This is a genomic window from Pseudoalteromonas ruthenica (genome assembly GCF_008808095.1).
Taxonomy (GTDB): Bacteria; Pseudomonadota; Gammaproteobacteria; order Enterobacterales; family Alteromonadaceae; genus Pseudoalteromonas; species Pseudoalteromonas ruthenica.
Window position 1 is genome coordinate 1,451,081 of sequence record NZ_CP023396.1, and the last position, 18,097, is coordinate 1,469,177.

The following is an 18,097-nucleotide window of genomic DNA, read 5'->3' on the forward strand; positions in this document are numbered from 1 at the left end:
TAAAAAAGGCCGCTTTTGCGGCCTTTTATTGTCTCTAATCACTCAAACTCTTGTGCGGCAAAAACATCCACAGCGATGACCTCTTGCCTTAGTGACTCAGCCGCAATCAGTTGCTCGCTCTGCTCAGCACTAAGCTTATTCTTAGCCCGTGCATCTTCAATTAGCTGCATCATCGTCAGCCCTTGAATCTCTCCTTTTTTACGCAACTTATGAACCTCACGATATCCTTGAGCTGCATGTTGTTGCGCTTCTAAAGCCTTATCAAGCACCGCTGTACCATTGCTGTCATCAACCACACATAAATGCGTGAGGCGCTCACGTACCACGCCACTGCGAGTCATATGCTGCGCAACTTGCTTAGCGACCTCATCCTTAGGCATTTTAAAATGATTGCCCAACGGTAGTACCACGGCACGAACAGCCAACGACAGTGGCCAGCTTCCTAGGTTGTAGATAAATTCATCAAAGGCTTTGGTGCACAGATAGAGGCTACGCTCAACACTGTATTGTACAAATGGCAAATCGGCGTGTTGATGGCCCTCATCTTGGTAGCGCTTAAGTACTGCTGAGGCGAGGTACAAGTGGCTGAGCACATCACCCAAACGAGCCGACAGCATTTCCCGGCGCTTTAAATCGCCCCCGAAACGGAGCATGGCAATATCGGCACAAAATGCCAGTGCTCTAGAGAAGCGCCCTAGGTAGCGGTAGTATTTGGCTGTCGCTCCACCGACGGGTGCCTTGGCAAAATAACTACCAGTGAGCGCATGCACAAACGACATAACGCCATTACCAGCACTGTATAACATATGCTGGCAAAGCAGCGGATCAAACTCACGCACCCCTTTTTCTTCATCATCCAATCCTGCGGCGACCATTTCATCAATCACATAGGGGTGGCAGCGGATCGCGCCTTGCCCAAAAATCATCAGATTCCGGGTAAGAATATTGGCTCCCTCTACGGTGATCGATACCGGTGTGCCCATATAACAATGGGCGAGATAATTATTGGGGCCCATTTGAATGCCCTTGCCGGCGTGTATATCCAAGGCATCGTTGATCACTTGGCGGCCCATCTCGGTCATATGATACTTAGCGATGGCGGTGATCACCGAGGGGCTTAATTTTTGGTCTATCGCCGTTGCGGTCAAGACCCGCGCAGCTTCTAATTGGTAGGTTAATCCGCCGATGCGAGCGAGGGCTTCTTGTATTCCCTCAAATTCGCCAATTGCGACACCAAATTGTTGCCTTAGCGCCGCGTAAGCGCCACTGGTGCGCGCACTCAAGTGCCCGGTTGCCGTGCTCAGCGCTGGCAATGAAATACCGCGCCCAGCACTTAAACATTCCACTAGCATACGCCAACCGTTGCCTGCTTGCACTTCACCACCGATAATCCATTCAAGTGGAATGAAGACATCTTTCCCTTCTGTGGTGCCATTTAAAAAGCCCATATTCATGGGTTTATGTCTGTCGCCAGTGCGTACTCCAGGGTGGTCGGTGGGGATCAATGCACAGGTAATACCGATATTTTTTGTTGTTCCTAATAATCCGTCGGGGTCGAACATTTTAAAGGCCAAGCCCAATACTGTCGCGCGCGGTGCCAAGGTGATATAGCGTTTTGACCAGTTTAGGCGTAAACCCAGCACTTCCTTACCGGCAAATTCGCCTTTGCATACAACCCCAGTATCTGGAATGGCACCGGCATCCGAACCTGCTTCTGGACCGGTTAAGGCAAAACATGGCAGCGCTTCGCCTTTGGCAAGCTTAGGTAACCACTGTTGTTGTTGTGACAAGGTGCCATAATGAAGCAGAAGCTCAGCGGGCCCTAAGCTATTGGGCACCATGACAGTCACCGCAGCACTTAGGCTTTTACTGGCAATTTTGGCAACAATGGTTGAGTTGGCCAATGCCGAGAAGTCATGGCCACCGTGCTCTTTGGGAATAATTAGGGCGAAAAACCCCTCACCCTTTAGGTACTGCCACACTGACTCTGGCATGTCCTGTTGTGCGGTAATGGTTTCATCATCAAGCATGGCGCACAGCTCAACGACTTGGTTATCAATAAACTCACGTTCTTCAGCACTTAACTGTGAGGTTGCATACTGGTGCAATTGGTGCCAATCGGGGTTGCCGCGAAAGAGCTCCCCATCCCACCAGATATCGCCCGCTTCCATGGCATCTCGCTCTGTCGCAGACAGCGGCGGTAATGCTTGTTTAAACCACTTGAAAACTGGTCGAGTAACAATGCTCATGCGAATATCTCGTACTGCGAAAATAACGATCACAGCTACGATGATTAATAAAACTAACCACATCATCTTGTGTTCCTTGATACCGTAAAGGGTGTTTTTCAGTATGGACGAACGGCAAATATTTACAATCCCTTCAATGTACTAGCCGAGTGCTCTGACTATCTATAATAATTTACCCCCTCTGCGTACGCTGCTATATTTAGCCGGCGTTAGCGATGCCCACCATCGCCTATAACAATTAGAGGAAAAATAATGACACGTCTTCCATTTAAACTGAGCCTGAGTGCGGTTTTGGTCTCGGTAACCTTAGGGTTAAGTGGCTGCAATGACACAACCACAACTCAGCCCACTGAGAGCGCTGCAGAAACAAAAATGAGCAGCAACAAACTCACAGCAACTGATGCCAAAGCGTTTTTAGCAAACACTGAACAGCAGTTAGCCAAGCTGTATGAGAAAAGTAGCCGTGCCGCGTGGATTTACGCCAATTTTATTACTCATGATACGGCACAGCTCGCAGCGGCCGCGAACCAAGAAGTAACCGAAACCATCGTGCGTTTAGCCAATGAGGCTGCCCGTTTTGATGATCTGGAGTTAGACGCTGATAGCCGCCGCAAACTCGATAAACTGAAACTGGCACTGACGCTACCGGCACCACAAGATGCAGCAAAAACCGAAAAGCTGGCCAATATTGTCGCTGAGCTTGATGGTCTGTATGGCAAAGGCGAGTATTGTAAAGATGGTGGCCAATGTTTAAGTCTCGGTGAGATGACCGCAACCATGGCATCGAGTCGCGACTACAATGAGTTATTAGATCTATGGCAAGGGTGGCGACAAATTTCTAAGCCTATGCGCCCTTTATACGAACAGCAAGTCACGTTAACGAATGAAGGCGCGCAAGAGCTTGGCTATGCCGATACAGGCGCAATGTGGCGCAGTAAGTACGACATGCCTGCCGATGAATTTGCCACTGAACTTGACCGCCTATGGGGCCAAGTTAAGCCTTTATATGACTCCCTGCACTGTCATGTGCGCGCCAAGCTGGGTGAGCAGTATGGCGAAGATAAATTACCTGAAGATGGCACCATTCCAGCGCACTTACTCGGTAATATGTGGGCACAACAATGGGGTAATATCTACGACTTGGTTGCGCCTGAAAATGCCGATCCTGGCTATGATGTAACCGAACTACTAGCGCAGCATGACTATGATGAGCTCGAGATGGTGCGCGGTGCGGAAAAGTTTTTCACCTCCATGGGCTTTGCACCGCTACCTGATACTTTCTATGAGCGCTCTTTATTTACCAAACCTCAGGATCGCGATGTGCAATGTCATGCATCAGCGTGGAACCTCGATAGTAAAGATGATTTACGTATTAAGATGTGTATTCAGCGCACCGGCGAAGAGTTTGCCACCATTCACCATGAATTAGGACACAACTTCTACCAACGCGCTTACAACCAGCAACCTCTGTACTATCAAGAAAGTGCCAACGATGGGTTCCATGAAGCCATTGGCGATACGATTGCGCTGTCGGTCACTCCTGAGTATTTAAAAGAGATTGGCCTATTAGATGAAGTCCCTGATGAATCTAAAGACATTGGCTTACTCATGCGCATGGCACTAGATAAAGTGGCCTTTATCCCATTTGGTTTGTTAGTTGATCAGTGGCGTTGGCAGGTGTTTTCTGGAGAGATTACCCCTGAGCAGTACAACCAAGCTTGGTGGCAATTGCGCAAGAAGTATCAAGGGATCAGCGCTCCCATCGCTCGTTCTGAGTCGGACTTTGATCCGGGGGCCAAGTACCACGTGCCTGGAAACACGCCTTATACTCGCTATTTCCTAGCCCATATTTTACAGTTCGACTTCCATCGTAGCCTATGTGAGATTGCCGGCAATGACGCCGCCATTCACCGTTGCTCCATCTATAACTCAAAAGAAGCTGGGCAGCGACTTAACGAGATGTTAGAAATGGGCTCTTCGCAGCCATGGCAACAAGCGCTCGCAAAAGTAACAGGTAAAGAGCAAATGGATGCAACCGCTATTCTTGATTATTTTGCACCATTACAAGCTTACTTAGATGAGCAAAACAAGGGTCGTCAATGTGGTTGGTAAGCGTTATTAACCATTAGCGACAAAAAAGCCCAGCATATGCTGGGCTTTTTTTATTAATTAGTTCAACGCTTAGAACTGTGCAGTTGCTTTTAGGAACCACTGATCATAGCTTGACTCATCCCAGTTGCTGCCGTAACCAGCAGATACTGCGAAGTTGGTGTCGATGAAGTATTTCGCACCAAAGTTATAGAAGTCTTCATCGTCGAAGTTAACGAATACTGACGTCATTTTATTGAAGTAGTAGTTAGAACCTAGCTGCCAGTAGTTGTCCGCATCGTCACGGTTAATGTACTGTGCTTCAACAGTTAAGTAGTTACCTTGCTTAAGGTCTTTGAAGTACTTACCGTTAAGCTCACGGTGGTCGAACTCGTCATCAATACGCACTTCAAAACCGACGTAATCAGTGCTGTTTAAAGCGTGATCGTAACGGCCAGAGAAGAAGTAAGTTTCATCACCGTGCTCTGGGTCTACGCGCTCAGCTTTCAACAAGAAGTTGTCGCTAACTAGGTAACCAAGGCTTAGTGTGTATTGATCAGCACTGTCGAAGTCATCTGGGTCAACAACGCTGTAAGACGCGCCTACTAGGAATTGATCCGCGAAGTATTCACCGCCTACGTTGTAGCCAGTCGCATAATCATTGTCTGAGATACGGCCAAAGATGTTTGACTCTTTGTTAATATACTCAAACTGATCAAGCGGGCCCAACACCTGCTTTGGTGCGAAGTAGTAAATCGAATCTACGGCAACATTGTCCTCACTTTCTACATTGAGGTATTCAAGGTTGCTGATTGATTGATAAGACTGTGCGAAGGCAGCACCGGAGAAAAGTACAGACGCGATGGCGACGGATAGTTTTTTCATAAATAGATTTCCCTATATCTAGTTTTTTAAAACAGCGCCACTCTAGCGCTGTTGAAATGAATTATAACTTAACTAACCACTTGATTGTTTTAAATAAATGTTAGTTTTTGTTAGATATAGGTACAGTTTTTTACAAAACGTAGCGAGATAGGATCCGATACACTTCGTTAATGTTATCACCCGCTTTAAAGTTCTTACACAACGGACTCGGATCAGAGCCTATCCAAATTTTTAGTTCAGCATCCATATCAAAGTGGCCAGCACTTTCCTTACTGAACTTAGTGATTTTACTAAATGGAATACTGAGCACCTCCATCTTCGACCCTGTTACACCTTGTTTGTCTACTAAGATCAGACGTTTGTTAGTGAACAAGAATAAGTCACGGATCACTTTATACGCTTTTTCTAGGTTCTCACCTGGAGCAAGTATCTCTTCAAGTAAAGAGTCTAACTCCCCTTCATCTACTTCACTGGCATTGCCAATTAATCCACTAAGTAATCCCATTGCTATGCTCCTGTTGCGAATAATTGATTTTCTAGGGTGTGACCGTTTATCAAGGCGCGATAACGCCAATTTTGTTTATGGCACAGCGTTAGCAAGGCGATATCCATTGCCTCACTGAGGCCCTCGCTGCTGTAACCAATAACAAATTCATTACGCTGACTATTATCAACGCTCACTACGTGAGGAAGCGCCTTTAACGCCGCTGCAACGTGATCGTTTTGCTCACGTAGTTGCAGAGTTAGATACGCCAACTGCTCGGTTTGCGAGTCCAATTGATGGGTCGCCAAGCGCCCTTGCTGCAAGTATAAAACGCGGTCGCAGAGCCGCTCCAGCTCCGATAAGTCGTGCGAGCTCAATACAAAGGTCGTCTCGGTACTGAGCGCACTGACCAACTCTCGAATAGCCCTGGCATTGGCGGGGTCTAAACCAGCCGTTGCTTCATCAAGCATCACCAACTTCGGCGAACCAAGCAGCGCTTGGGCGATACAAATGCGCTTTTTCATGCCATGAGAAAGCTCTTTAGCGCGACTGTCTGCGGTGTCTTTGAGATTGACCAGTTCCAACACCCGCTGTGTTTCTATTTTTGCTTGGCGCTGGCTAAAACCTTGCAGGCGGGCATATAAAGCCAATTGCTGGGCAACACTAAAGTTGGGGTCCAGTAGCGCGTCTTGTGGTAAGGCACTTAACTGACCGAACAACGCGGCGCTGCCGGGACGATGTCCCAATACCTTAATCTCGCCTTCACTGGGTTGCAAATAGCCGCAGATAAGGCTAAACAGCGTGGTTTTACCTGCGCCATTGGGGCCGACTAACGCAATGGGCTTTCCGGTTTGTAATTCAATATCAACATTATCGAGCGCTTTTTTGCTGCCGAAATAGTGGCTAACGCCGCGTGCTAAAATTAACTGGCTCATAGACTACTCCGCTGCAACTTATAAAAACTTAGCGCTAACAACAGGCCACTTTGCAACAATGGCCAAGCTATGTCAGTGACAGGGCTAGGCCGAACGGTGGCGATATTATCTAGCGGCTCACCGGGAATAAGGTAATCCAACCACATCGGCAGTCCTAACTGGCCTTGTAGAATAGCCAGTACCATTAACCCTATGGTGTACAATAAAATAACGTAAATAAGCGCCATACGTGATGAGCGCGCTATGGTATTCAATAACGTCATCAAGGCAATAAATGGCATTAGGTTAACCAACAGGAGGAGTTCAAACTGCAGCGCGCGTGCCAAAGCAGGGACCAGTGCACTGGTATCGCGAAAGGCAATGAGGATCAGCGTGCCGATAATGCTAATCGCCAGCAACGCAGCGGCGCTTAAGCAGTGACCGAAATAGCGCCCTAATAGAATTTCAGCGCGAGTGGCGCGTAAAGCGATGAACCGCAGCGTGCCGCGTTCTTTGTCGCTAACAAATTGATCACTGGTTAAATAAATAATGAAAAGAGGAAAGGTGACTAAGGCAATCAGCCAATATACGGCCATTTCCGCATCAGGCCAGTGCAATAAACTCTGTAACCCGAGGTTGCCAAAAGCGGCAAGCATAAACTGTTCAAAGTTAGGGTCTGAAAGCACCGATACAGCTTGAGAAATACCGTAGCGATAAATCATCAACCACACTAAGGCAAAAGCAAGCAGCGCCAACCACGCCTTTTTGGTAAGAAAGTGTCGCGCCAGTTCAAATTTAACCAGCTCGAAGATACGCCTTGGATCCATCCTGATATCCTGATTTGTCGTTATTTGTCGTTATTTGTCGCTACTATAAATGAAAAAAGCGCTCAAAAGTATGAGCGCTTGTAAAAAGATGTGTCTGACGCTATTTCTTGGCTAAAGCATCGGCGTACACATTAAGCCCTTGGCTGAGATCGGCAATTAAGTCATCGACGTCTTCTAAACCGATATGCAAACGCACTACCGGGCCATACTGCCATGACGTTTCACTGCGCAAAGCCTTCATGCTCAGGTTGGTGGTAATTAGACTCTCAAAGCCACCCCAAGAGAAGCCCATTTTAAAATGGTGTAATGATTCAACTAAGGCATCAAGGGCTTGTTGTGTGCCCTCTTTCATTACAACGGAGAATAACCCATTACTGCCGTCAAAATCGCGTTTGAAAAACGCATGGCCCGGACAACTTTCCAGCGCAGGGTGACGAACATGATCCACTAACGGGTGCGACTGTAGCCACTTTGCTACTTGTAATGCGTTGCGCTCATGTTGCTGTAACCTCACAGCCATGGTGCGTAGCCCTCGCAAGGCCAAATATGCATCGTCGGCACTACAACATTGCCCCAAAAGGTATGACTGCTCGCGCAGCACCGGCCAATGCTGCTCATTGGCAACACTGACTCCCATCATCACATCACTGTGACCAACTATGTATTTGGTGGCCGCCTGAATACTAATATCAACACCATGCTCTAAGGGTCGAAAATGCATACCATTGCCGTAAGTGTTATCCAGCATGGTCATAATATTGTGAGCCTTAGCCTCGGCCACCATGGCGGGCACATCTTGGACCTCCATGGTGATTGAGCCGGGGGATTCCATAAATAGCACCTTAGTATTTTCCTGGAAAAGCGTACTAATATCGGCGCCAATTTGCGGGTCATAATAGGTAGTTGTCACCCCTAACCCTGCCAGCACTTTGTCGCAAAAATCCCGGGTAGGTTCATAGGCATTATCCATCATTAGAATGTGATCGCCGGCTTTGACAAAAGATAGCAGGCTATTACTGATGGCAGCAGCGCCCGACGGATAAAGGGCACAGCCGGCTCCGCCTTCTAGCTGAGCAATTGCTTGTTGTAGCGCAAAGTGTGTTGTGGTGCCGCGACGACCGTAAAATAATGCATGGTTTCCGCGATTTTTAGCTGCGTCTTTAAACTCAGCAACGGAATCAAAAACCACGGTAGAGGCGCGCTGTACCACAGGGTTAACAACCCCTTGAGTGAACTTTTTATCTCGCCCAGAGCTTATCAACTGTGTTTGTTTTTTCATTTGTTTTCCTCATTCTGTGCAACCCAAGTATCAATAAGATACCGTGAAATAGAATCGCAGCGGGGAAGTTTGTAGTCAGTGCCCGCATCTCCCCAGGTGCCAAAATGCTTTAGCTCGTCTCTAGAGAACCAACGTGCGTCGCTGAGCTCGTCTTGGTCAATAAAGATATCTGTTGAGCTTGCCTGTGCCATATAGCCTAACATCAGCGAGCTTGGAAAAGGCCATGGCTGTGAGGCAATATAGCGTGGCGATTGCACGGCTATTCCCGCCTCTTCCATCACTTCTCTGGCAACAGCAGCTTCGAGTGTTTCCCCTGGGTCGACAAATCCAGCTAAGGTGGAATAGACGCCCTCAGGCCAGCTTGCTTGACGACCTAATAAACAGCGTTCGATACCATCATTGAACTTATGATGCACCAACATAATAACGGCCGGATCGGTACGTGGAAAAGTAAGGTGACGACAGTCGCGGTTGATGCATTTTCGGGCATGACCGGCCTCCGCTTGAATATTTTCATTGCCGCAACGGCCACAAAAGCGGTGGGTCTTATGCCAATGGCACAGCCCTCGCGCAAGTACCAGTATTGCAGCAGCGCCAGGCTCAACTATCGAGCCATAACGGCGGATATCGACAAATTCACCTTCGGCATAAGCACAGTCGTTAGCCAATGTTTCACTCACATCAAGAGCAAAGTAATGCTGGCATTGATGCTCACCTAAATAAATCGCGTTATCGGGGGCGAAGTCTTTTACTTGCTCATAGCTCAAAAACAGTGGGGTTTGATTATCAATACTGAACAGATTTCGATCTGTATTTATTAATACATAACGCCCCAGCGGGCGTTTATTTAACAGCCAGTTAGGGTCTTTACGCTCGCTTGAGTGCCTATCCAATGGCAACTGGGTGTATTGCAGCATGGTTTTGCGGTAATTCAGGACAACATGGTTCTACATTATCACAGTTCAGTAAAATCACAGTAATGCGGGTGATAGTGACATAGCTTCTTTTATCGTTACATTAACCATCAAGGGGTTGTGCCTGTTCTCATTAATAAACGCCTCTAACACAGATACAAAAAAAGCCCGAGCTGGGCTTTAATGGTATTTAGCGTGATGTTACTTAGCTGCTAGGCGCGCCAATAACTTCTGATTTTCGGCCTCTATATGCTTGTAGAAATCAACATCGGCAAGCTCACTGGCTGCGGCTTCATCAATAACGATAACGGCATCGCGATGCATCTGCAGTGCCGAAGCTGGGCAAGAGGCAGTTAGCGGCCCTTCTACCGTGGCTTTGATGGCTGCCGCTTTATTTTCACCGGTTGCCAATAACACCACTTTTTTGGCATCAAGTATGGTACCAATACCCATGGTAATGGATAAGTGCGGCTGATATTCATCCTCGCTGAAAAAGCGAGCATTATCATCGATCGTTGCCTTCGTTAGAGTCTTAACACGGGTTCGCGATGTTAAGCCTGACGAGGGTTCATTAAAGCCTATATGGCCATTGCGCCCTATTCCAAGTAACTGAATATCGATGCCACCGGCTGCGAGAATGCGCGCTTCATATTCCTGACATGCAGCAATAGGATCTTGGGCATCGCCCGGCGGTACATGGGTACGCTCTTTGGCAATATCAATGTGGTCGAACAACTGCTCATTCATAAAGAAGCGGTAGCTCTGCGGATGAGAGCCGTCTAAGCCTAAGTATTCATCTAGATTAAAGCTAGTAACTTGTGAAAAGCTGATATCACCCTGTTGATTTTTTTCGATCAAATTTTGATATAGCGCCACTGGCGTTGAGCCTGTCGCCAGGCCGAGCGTGGAAGCGGGTTGCTTTTTTAGCTGGGCTACAAATAGGTCAGCGCCGTAACGGGCTACCTCTGTAGCATCTTTAAGAATCACGATTTGCATGTTTAGCTCGTTGTTATAGTTGATAAAAATGGGACCTATGACCAAGCGTTCCGTGCAATCTGAACTTGGTCATAGGTCAGAACCTAATCGGGATACTGTAATTAGGTTTACACCATTATGACAACGCTGTCATTATTGGTTATAAAACCTCATTTGTAAAGTAAAAGTGAGCAAAAAATGTCACTTTTTTAGTTATTTATTAAGCATCAACAGGGTTAAACACTGACAAAGATTTTACGTTTATACATCCAGTGTAGGACAAGCAGCTGTACTGTTAACAAGGCGACGACAGCAAATAGAGGTTGCCATGGCTCACTGACAGAGCGCACGACCCCACCAAACACACTATTGGCGATGTAGCCCCAGTTCACTAAGCTTGAAGCAAGGTAAATAATAATTGAATTAGCGCCGATAATTACAAACGGATAAGCGGCTTTACGTTGGCCAAGAATATCAACCACGCCATAGAACACCGCCAATAAAATTGCACTCCAGCCGACAGTAACGAGTACAAACGAGCTGGTCCACAATTCTTTATTCACTGGAAAGACACTGTCCCATCCCCAACCTAGCGCTAAGCTGACTAACCCCGCAGCAAACAGCTGCGCCGCTACTCGCCATTGGCCTTGAGTGGCACCTTGAGCAATTAATTGCCCGGCAAAGACACCTAAAATAGCGTTGGCGGCTGCAGGAATATTTGACAGTAAGCCTTCTGGGTCAAGAGGCCGGTTTTGGTAGGTAATACCAGGTAATAGGTGTTGATCAACCCAGGCATTCCAACTGCCTTCAGGACTCAGCGGCGAGCCGTGGCCGCCGGGTACCGGCAACACCGTCAACCAGAGCCAGTAGCCTAACAAAATTACCACAGCGACAATCGCTTGAGTGCGCAACGAGGTATGCCACACCAGCATCGCCGCGATAAACCAAGCAATAGCTATACGCCCAAGCACACTGGCATAGCGAATTTCGTCAAATGCCATTGGCATTCCTGTGCCCCAGCCGTGATTATAGAGAACTCCTAAGGCACTAAGTAGTAACAGGCGTTTTACTGCTTTGTGATAAAAAGGTTTGCGTTCGGCCAGCGGCAGATGATCAATCCGCTTCGGGGAAAGCCCCATGGCCACACCAGAGAGAAAGATAAATAGCGGGAAAATAAGGTCGTAAAAGGTGAAACCGTGCCATTGCGAATGCACTGTATGCGCTTCAAACGCCTTCCACCCTTGCCAACCTGTTAATACGAACAATGCAGCAAAAATAGATTGCCCGCCTAAAATCCAAAACATGCCCATACCGCGCAGCGCATCTAACGAGGCTAAGCGTTGTTTTTTTTTGCCGGTATCAGGTGTTGTCATAGTTTCTCGCTGTTAGTTTCTGCGCACTGTTACATCACTGTATCCATGCGTACCTCTTCCATGACGGCCTGTTTTATAAGGGGTTCACTGTGCTTAGCGGCTAAGGCGTATGCCGCCTATGTAGGTGGCCTGCACATGTTGGTGCTCATCCAGCGCCACAAAATCAGCATCGAAACCATTTAGGAGACGACCTTTGCACTGTGCTAAGCCCAAGTATTGCGCCGGATAGAGCGATGCCATACGCAGACTCTCAGCTAAGCTGATATCCAATGTATTTACGGTGTTGCGCACAGCACTGGCCATATCCAACACACTGCCAGCTAATTCACCCGTACTGGAATTCAACCGGTCGCCGGTGCGATAGACTTTACGGCCATCGAAAAAATCAAACTCTTCGGCATCGGTGCCCACTGGAGGCATTGCATCGGTAACAAGCATTATCTTGCCGCGCTGCTTGGTGCGAATTGCCAACTTCGCCGAATCCGGGTGCAAGTGATGACCGTCGACAATTAACCCGCACCAACTACTGTCATGCCACAACGCCGCACCGACAACCCCGGGTTCACGTGAGGTAAAGGCAGACATAGCATTAAATAGGTGGGTGAAGCCATCAGCGCCAGCGTCTAGCGCCGACATCGTGGTTTCATAGTCGGCATTGGTGTGGCCCAATGAGACCTTTACACCCATGGCGACTAAACGCTTAATATCCGCTGCGCTAACATTTTCTGGCGCCAAGGTAACCATTTTAATACCAAGGTCATCGCGCTCGTAAATCGCAAACTCTTCATCGCTAATGGGACGAATAAACTGCTCGCTGTGCGTGCCTTTTTTTGGCAAACTGAGATGTGGACCTTCAAAATGAACACCTAAAATACCTGGTGTATTTTTTGCCACCGCTTCAGCCACTGCGTCAGCGGCACGACGCATAATCGCGATGTCGTCTGTGATTAAGGTCGGCATATTGGCCGTTGAGCCAAATTGACCATGTGCTCTCGCTATTTGCGCTAAGCAGTCAACACTTTGTTCAGCATTAAAAAATGCGCCGCCACCACCGTTTACTTGTACATCAATAAAGCCGGGGACTACGAGCCCAGAAAGTTCAGTGACAGGGTCGCTGGTGGGTGCATCAATAAATTGCACTTTACCGTTAACACTTTGAAAATAAACATCGTTATGAAAACGCTGCCCGTCAAATAGGCGTTCAGCATGGAAACTTTGACTCATTTAATTGCGACCTTTTGTTCTTCTTCTAACAGCGCATTTTGGGCAAAATAAACAGCGCCCATCTCGGGTGGCTGACGAGGCACTTCAACACGTTTAGCTATATCAGGATCTAACCATGTTTGCATGGGTTCAGACAAGCCGCCAATCATAGATAAACGTGGAGGGTGAATTTCTAATAATCGTTTAGCCAAATTACTGATGTAGCGCGCACCGTCTTTGACTATGGAGAGCGCGACCATATCACCATCATGAGCCGCCTCTATGACCATACGCGCGAGTTTGGCGTAGCTGCTTGAGGGTTGACCCGCCATTTGCTCTGCAACTCCCATTGCTGAGCTGGCATTAAAATGCAATTTAAACATCTCACTCAGGCGAGTTTGCGGACCTAATCCGTCCAAATCTAATAACACCGCCTTGAGTGCTTCAAGACCCAGCCATGCACCGCTGCCTTTGTCGCCTTGAGCAAATCCATGACCGCCATAATTCACACTATGACCTTTAACACAGGCAAAGCCACAAGAGCCAGTACCGGTAATAATCACTGCCCCGTCACCGCCCTCATGTGCGCCGATACAGGCAGTATGCAGATCGGTGGTCAAATACATTTTTTGAAATGGGTGTTCCCACTCACTGATTTTCTCAAATAGACTGGGTAGGTTAACCCCTGCCAAGCCTAAACCAGCCACTAATTGATGCACGCTCTCTAGGCTTAGGCCTGCATCACGCATCGCTTGCTGAGTAGATACCATAATCGACTCTAAAGTGCGTTCAAGACCATGTAATGGATTTGCAGGGCCGCCCAAGCCGGTACCCAGTACTCCCCGTTGGGCGGAGTAAATGGTCGCCCGGCATTTGGTTCCCCCACCATCTATGCCTATAAATAATTGCTCTTGACTCGCACTCTTCGCCATCATTGTACGACCTCTAACCTTGTTAATGTATTCGCAAATACGCTTTATCGTTTTTGTAGCGCGTATGCTCTTCCTCAACCCATGTTGAAATTATGTTACACAATTAATGACAGCGTTGTCATTAATTTTTTTAAATTTTCCCTAATTAATTCTGTTCACTAGGTTACTACTTTGTTTTTATTGGTCTTTTCTTAATTCTAGCAGGATAGCTAAGACATCAGCATATATGAATTCATTAGTTCCATCAATCGAGAGTAATAGAATAAATAATTCCTACCGTCTGCCTTACCGCTCGACTTGCGTGTGTTTCCTTGCATCAACGGGTTTATGTAACTATATTGAGTTACCTAAGTACATGTAACTTTAATTAGTTACTTAACCGAATGTAACCATTGAGAGTTCCTTTATGCCCCAAACACCTTCTTATTACACTGTGTTAAGCGGTGATCTCGTCGACTCTCGTAAGCTAAGCAGTGACGACTATGACAATGCATTATATAGCCTAGAGCAAGGGCTACGCGCTATCTGTGAACGCTTCGATGGCGACTTTAGCATTTATCGCGGTGATGCCTTCCAGTGTATTCTTAGCCAAAGCCCCACCCCTTTGCTAGCCAGCATTATGCTGCGGTTGTTTTTACGTGCCCGAGCTCTGGACGCACGCATTAGTGAGGCATGGGGCCCTATAGATAACTACCGCAAAGACATAAAAACCGCCACCGGTCCAGCGCTACTCCTCTCGGGGACGGGCTTAGATAATATAAAAAATATGCGTCTTCGCCTTAGTCTACACCAAATAGACATGAGCCCAAGTTTTGTATTGAATATTCGCTTTATAGATAACCTGATCAGTCACACCAGTGCCAAACAAGCACAAGCCTTGTATTTGTACCATTGGTTACGTAATAATGACCATGCAACCATAGCCAAAGAGCTTGAAACTTCAAGAGAAAACGCCACCAAGCTACTTAACGCTGGCAACTACCACCTCGTTGATGAATTTATAGCCGTAGCCGCAAAGGAACATGCTTATGGATGAGCAAATAGCACTTCTATTGGCGCTATTATTAGCGCACTTTATTGCCGATTTTTATTTGCAACCAATGCACTGGGTGCACAATCGCAACACTTACCACTATAAATCAAGCAAATTAGCACTGCATGTGTTGGTTCATGGCGTGTTATCGGCCACCGTGCTTATTGCGTGGGAGCACATTTACGGCTTGGGTGAGTGGCCGGGCGTGTTGCTGGCTACGTTGAGTATTATGCTCAGCCATTGGCTCATTGATGTAGGAAAGTCCTATACTCGAGGCGGTATTATACCCTTTGTGGTTGATCAGCTCGCACACATAATGGTGATCATTTCGCTGTGCCTGTGGCTCAGTGATGCAGATACCCTCACACAATGGGCGAGTCAGGGGCTGAGTACACAGTCATTATGGGTAACGCTGCTTGCCTATGCCTTGGTTTTAAACCCCTGCTCTGTGGCTATTCGCATGTTATTGGAGCGCTGGCAGCTACCTTGTAGCCATAATGAGCAACAGCTGCCACAGGCAGGCCATAGTATTGGCGTACTTGAGCGCGTGCTGATGCTCACCTTTGTACTGATTGATGAACTCGCTGGTGTCGGTTTTGTGTTAGCGGCTAAATCGGTGTTTCGCTTTGGCGATTTGACCAATAGCAAAGAAAAGCACCTGACCGAATACGTGATGCTGGGCACCTTATTAAGTGTCACCTTAACATTGGCCATCGGCCTCGCTACCCGCGCTTTGTTAAACACCCTATAATGAAAAAAGCCCGCAAATGCGGGCTTTTTCTAGTTACTTTACACCAAGCTCTCGTAAGCGCTCTTGTAAGTAGCTATCTGCTGTATAGCGCTCGGAGAGCACCACATCCGGGCGCGGATGCAAAAACAGTGGCAGTGAAATACGTGATTTCGTTGACGCTTTCCCCGTCGGGTTAATAACGCGGTGAATGGTCGAAGGGAAGTAATCACCTGATGCTTCTTGCAGCATATCACCAATGTTGATGATCAGATTACCGAAGTCACTTGGCACATCTAACCAACCACCCTCTTTAGTTTGCACCTGTAAGCCAGGCTCGTTCGCTGCAGGTAAAACCGTTAATAGGTTAATGTCGCCATGCGCCGCCGCGCGAATAGCACCCGGCTCTTCGTCACCGGTCATTGGCGGATAATGAAGTATACGCAGTAAGGTTTGCTCTGAGTCCTTGATCATGTCTTTAAGATCAATGGAAAAACGTTTTTGTACTTCTTCTGGTGCGTGCGATTGCACCCAGCTCAGTAGCTCGCTAGCAAACTCATTAGCAAGTCGGTAATACTCACGAATTTGCTCTTCTAGTTGTGCCGGGACGCGACCTTTAGGGTAAACGTGGTAATACTCTTTAATGTCTTTAACATTAAAGCCTTTGGCTACTTCACTTACTTCCGGTGGAAAATATCCGTCTTGTGTAGTCTTATCATATAAAAACTCGTGCTTTTGCTCAGAGTTGAAAAAAGCCTGCCAATTTTCATAAATTGATTCCACTAAAGACTGCGGGATCGGATGGTTCGTCAATACCCCAAAGCCGGTATTGCGAAGAGACTCGACAAATTCAGCAGGAGCGTTGGGCGACTGATAGTCCACTGTAGGTAAGTGCATGGTAAATTTCACCTGTTCGTTGTAGCGCTAAGCACGAAAACATGCTTAATTTTAGCGCCAGAGCTTAGTCAAAGCCACCATAATTCATAAGGACAATTGTCCGCAGAGCCCTCTCAGCGAAGCGGCTATTGACGCAGATCAAAGTAACAGCGCAGCTGACATTGCTTGCCCGGATAGCCAATAAAAAGCCCGGTATCAAACCGGGCTCTAAACTCTTAGTCCTTAACCTGCCAGTTAAGTGTTTCACCGGCGCAGATAGGGATCACTTTATCATCGGCAAGTGGGTAACTTTCGGGCACTTGCCAGGGTTCACGTACCAACGTAATAGTATCGCTGTTGCGTGCAAGGCCGTAAAAGTCAGGACCAAAATGACTGGCAAAGCCTTCTAGTTTATCCATCGCATCGGCTTGCTCAAACGCTTCTGCATATAGCTCCAATGAAGCATGGGCGGTATAGGCGCCGGCACAGCCACAGGATGCTTCTTTTTTATCTTTTAAATGCGGTGCCGAATCGGTGCCCATAAAAAATTTCGCGCTGCCACTGGTAGCCGCTTCAATCAAGGCTTGTTGATGGGTATTACGCTTAAGAATCGGTAAACAATAGTAATGCGGGCGAATTCCACCAGCCAACATATGATTGCGGTTATATAGTAGATGGTGAGCCGTAATCGTTGCTGCCACATTGGTTGATGCTGAGCGTACAAACTCCACGGCATCGCGGGTGGTAATGTGCTCGAGCACCACTTTCAATTCAGGGAAATCAGAGACCACTTTTTTCAGTTTGGTTTCGATAAACACTTTTTCACGGTCAAAAATATCGATGCTGGAGTCGGTCACCTCACCATGCACCAAAAGCAGCATGCCGACTTCTTGCATTGCCTCAAGCACAGGATAGATGTTTTCAACATCCGTCACTCCTGAAGCCGAGTTGGTGGTCGCGCCAGCAGGATACAATTTAGCCGCGACAATTTTACCGCTGGCTTTGGCTTTGCGAATTTCTTCAGGCGTGGTGTTATCAGTGAGATAAAGTACCATTAATGGTTCAAATTGCGCGCTAGGACCTGCCGCCATGATCCGTTCACGATAGGCTAATGCCGTCTCGGTACAGGTCGCAGGTGGCACTAGGTTAGGCATAATAATCGCGCGGCCAATATAGCGGCTCGCATCACGCACGGTATCTTTTAGCTGTTCACCATCGCGTAGGTGAATGTGCCAATCGTCAGGACGAGTGAGGGTAATACGTTGCGGGGTACTTGTCATTGCTCTTATCCACTGAAAAATTTGTGTGATCTTAGGGGGGATACAAGGGAAAGTAAAG

General features: G+C 47.5%; 16 protein-coding genes. 3 read left to right on the forward strand and 13 right to left on the reverse strand.

Translation table 11 applies throughout. From position 1 onward, the window contains the following. Positions 1-38: 38 nt before the first annotated feature. Positions 39-2,312 (reverse strand): acyl-CoA dehydrogenase, encoded by a 2,274-nt coding sequence (locus PRUTH_RS06880; protein ID WP_151173714.1) that lies wholly within the window; start codon positions 2,310-2,312, stop codon positions 39-41. 189 nt (positions 2,313-2,501) lie between these two features. On the opposite strand from PRUTH_RS06880, the gene PRUTH_RS06885 reads away from it, so the two are divergent. Next, complete coding sequence (locus PRUTH_RS06885) at positions 2,502-4,361, forward strand: M2 family metallopeptidase (RefSeq protein ID WP_151172916.1); 1,860 nt, start codon at positions 2,502-2,504, stop codon at positions 4,359-4,361. 69 nt (positions 4,362-4,430) lie between these two features. Here PRUTH_RS06885 and PRUTH_RS06890 read toward each other — a convergent pair whose 3' ends face one another. From PRUTH_RS06890 to nagK, 10 genes are all read right to left on the reverse strand, one after another. Next, the gene (locus tag PRUTH_RS06890; RefSeq protein ID WP_045978064.1) at positions 4,431-5,222 is read right to left on the reverse strand and encodes a putative porin; all 792 of its coding nucleotides are present in this window, start codon (positions 5,220-5,222) and stop codon (positions 4,431-4,433) included. A gap of 130 nt (positions 5,223-5,352) precedes the next feature. Beyond that, the gene (locus PRUTH_RS06895) at positions 5,353-5,727 is read right to left on the reverse strand and encodes a PH domain-containing protein (protein WP_022945089.1); all 375 of its coding nucleotides are present in this window, start codon (positions 5,725-5,727) and stop codon (positions 5,353-5,355) included. 2 nt (positions 5,728-5,729) lie between these two features. Continuing rightward, on the reverse strand, positions 5,730-6,641 hold the full coding sequence (locus tag PRUTH_RS06900; protein ID WP_151172917.1) for an ABC transporter ATP-binding protein: 912 nt from the start codon (positions 6,639-6,641) through the stop codon (positions 5,730-5,732). Continuing rightward, positions 6,638-7,447, reverse strand: a complete 810-nt coding sequence (locus PRUTH_RS06905) for an ABC transporter permease (protein ID WP_022945087.1) — start codon at positions 7,445-7,447, stop codon at positions 6,638-6,640. The genes PRUTH_RS06900 and PRUTH_RS06905 overlap by 4 nt, the downstream gene beginning before the upstream one ends. 100 nt (positions 7,448-7,547) lie before the next feature. Further along, the gene (locus PRUTH_RS06910) at positions 7,548-8,726 is read right to left on the reverse strand and encodes a cystathionine beta-lyase (RefSeq protein WP_151172918.1); all 1,179 of its coding nucleotides are present in this window, start codon (positions 8,724-8,726) and stop codon (positions 7,548-7,550) included. Then, the gene (gene nudC, locus PRUTH_RS06915; protein WP_151172919.1) at positions 8,723-9,643 is read right to left on the reverse strand and encodes an NAD(+) diphosphatase; all 921 of its coding nucleotides are present in this window, start codon (positions 9,641-9,643) and stop codon (positions 8,723-8,725) included. Before nudC ends, PRUTH_RS06910 begins: the two co-directional genes overlap by 4 nt. Positions 9,644-9,841: 198 nt before the next feature. Further along, positions 9,842-10,636: a glucosamine-6-phosphate deaminase gene (gene nagB / locus PRUTH_RS06920; RefSeq protein ID WP_045978068.1), complete on the reverse strand. Its 795-nt coding sequence runs from the start codon at positions 10,634-10,636 to the stop codon at positions 9,842-9,844. 215 nt (positions 10,637-10,851) lie between these two features. Then, positions 10,852-11,988 carry a transmembrane glucosamine N-acetyltransferase NagX gene (nagX, locus tag PRUTH_RS06925; protein ID WP_151172920.1) on the reverse strand — a complete coding sequence of 379 codons (1,137 nt, stop codon included), beginning with the start codon at positions 11,986-11,988 and terminating at the stop codon, positions 10,852-10,854. Positions 11,989-12,081: 93 nt separating this feature from the next. Then, positions 12,082-13,212, reverse strand: a complete 1,131-nt coding sequence (gene nagA / locus PRUTH_RS06930; RefSeq protein ID WP_151172921.1) for an N-acetylglucosamine-6-phosphate deacetylase — start codon at positions 13,210-13,212, stop codon at positions 12,082-12,084. Beyond that, on the reverse strand, positions 13,209-14,126 hold the full coding sequence (gene nagK, locus PRUTH_RS06935; protein WP_151172922.1) for an N-acetylglucosamine kinase: 918 nt from the start codon (positions 14,124-14,126) through the stop codon (positions 13,209-13,211). Before nagK ends, nagA begins: the two co-directional genes overlap by 4 nt. A gap of 403 nt (positions 14,127-14,529) precedes the next feature. On the opposite strand from nagK, the gene PRUTH_RS06940 reads away from it, so the two are divergent. Continuing rightward, a complete protein-coding gene (locus PRUTH_RS06940) occupies positions 14,530-15,159 on the forward strand; it encodes a hypothetical protein (protein ID WP_022945886.1) in 630 nt (209 codons plus the stop codon). Next, complete coding sequence (locus PRUTH_RS06945) at positions 15,152-15,907, forward strand: DUF3307 domain-containing protein (RefSeq protein ID WP_045978073.1); 756 nt, start codon at positions 15,152-15,154, stop codon at positions 15,905-15,907. The genes PRUTH_RS06940 and PRUTH_RS06945 overlap by 8 nt, the downstream gene beginning before the upstream one ends. 33 nt (positions 15,908-15,940) lie before the next feature. Here PRUTH_RS06945 and PRUTH_RS06950 read toward each other — a convergent pair whose 3' ends face one another. Beyond that, positions 15,941-16,780 (reverse strand): isopenicillin N synthase family dioxygenase, encoded by an 840-nt coding sequence (locus tag PRUTH_RS06950; RefSeq protein ID WP_022945884.1) that lies wholly within the window; start codon positions 16,778-16,780, stop codon positions 15,941-15,943. A 215-nt stretch (positions 16,781-16,995) separates the two neighbouring features. Beyond that, the gene (gene pyrC, locus PRUTH_RS06955; RefSeq protein ID WP_022945883.1) at positions 16,996-18,039 is read right to left on the reverse strand and encodes a dihydroorotase; all 1,044 of its coding nucleotides are present in this window, start codon (positions 18,037-18,039) and stop codon (positions 16,996-16,998) included. Between the last annotated feature and the right edge of the window lie 58 nt (positions 18,040-18,097).

Bases quoted from the DNA above. Each gene is read 5' to 3' on its own strand.
- PRUTH_RS06880 (WP_151173714.1), bottom strand. From the start codon at position 2,312: ATGTGGTTAGTTTTATTAATCATCGTAGCTGTGATCGTTATTTTCGCA.
- PRUTH_RS06885 (WP_151172916.1), top strand. From the start codon at position 2,502: ATGACACGTCTTCCATTTAAACTGAGCCTGAGTGCGGTTTTGGTCTCG.
- PRUTH_RS06890 (WP_045978064.1), bottom strand. From the start codon at position 5,222: ATGAAAAAACTATCCGTCGCCATCGCGTCTGTACTTTTCTCCGGTGCT.
- PRUTH_RS06895 (WP_022945089.1), bottom strand. From the start codon at position 5,727: ATGGGATTACTTAGTGGATTAATTGGCAATGCCAGTGAAGTAGATGAA.
- PRUTH_RS06900 (WP_151172917.1), bottom strand. From the start codon at position 6,641: ATGAGCCAGTTAATTTTAGCACGCGGCGTTAGCCACTATTTCGGCAGC.
- PRUTH_RS06905 (WP_022945087.1), bottom strand. From the start codon at position 7,447: ATGGATCCAAGGCGTATCTTCGAGCTGGTTAAATTTGAACTGGCGCGA.
- PRUTH_RS06910 (WP_151172918.1), bottom strand. From the start codon at position 8,726: ATGAAAAAACAAACACAGTTGATAAGCTCTGGGCGAGATAAAAAGTTC.
- nudC (WP_151172919.1), bottom strand. From the start codon at position 9,643: ATGCTGCAATACACCCAGTTGCCATTGGATAGGCACTCAAGCGAGCGT.
- nagB (WP_045978068.1), bottom strand. From the start codon at position 10,636: ATGCAAATCGTGATTCTTAAAGATGCTACAGAGGTAGCCCGTTACGGC.
- nagX (WP_151172920.1), bottom strand. From the start codon at position 11,988: ATGACAACACCTGATACCGGCAAAAAAAAACAACGCTTAGCCTCGTTA.
- nagA (WP_151172921.1), bottom strand. From the start codon at position 13,212: ATGAGTCAAAGTTTCCATGCTGAACGCCTATTTGACGGGCAGCGTTTT.
- nagK (WP_151172922.1), bottom strand. From the start codon at position 14,126: ATGATGGCGAAGAGTGCGAGTCAAGAGCAATTATTTATAGGCATAGAT.
- PRUTH_RS06940 (WP_022945886.1), top strand. From the start codon at position 14,530: ATGCCCCAAACACCTTCTTATTACACTGTGTTAAGCGGTGATCTCGTC.
- PRUTH_RS06945 (WP_045978073.1), top strand. From the start codon at position 15,152: ATGGATGAGCAAATAGCACTTCTATTGGCGCTATTATTAGCGCACTTT.
- PRUTH_RS06950 (WP_022945884.1), bottom strand. From the start codon at position 16,780: ATGCACTTACCTACAGTGGACTATCAGTCGCCCAACGCTCCTGCTGAA.
- pyrC (WP_022945883.1), bottom strand. From the start codon at position 18,039: ATGACAAGTACCCCGCAACGTATTACCCTCACTCGTCCTGACGATTGG.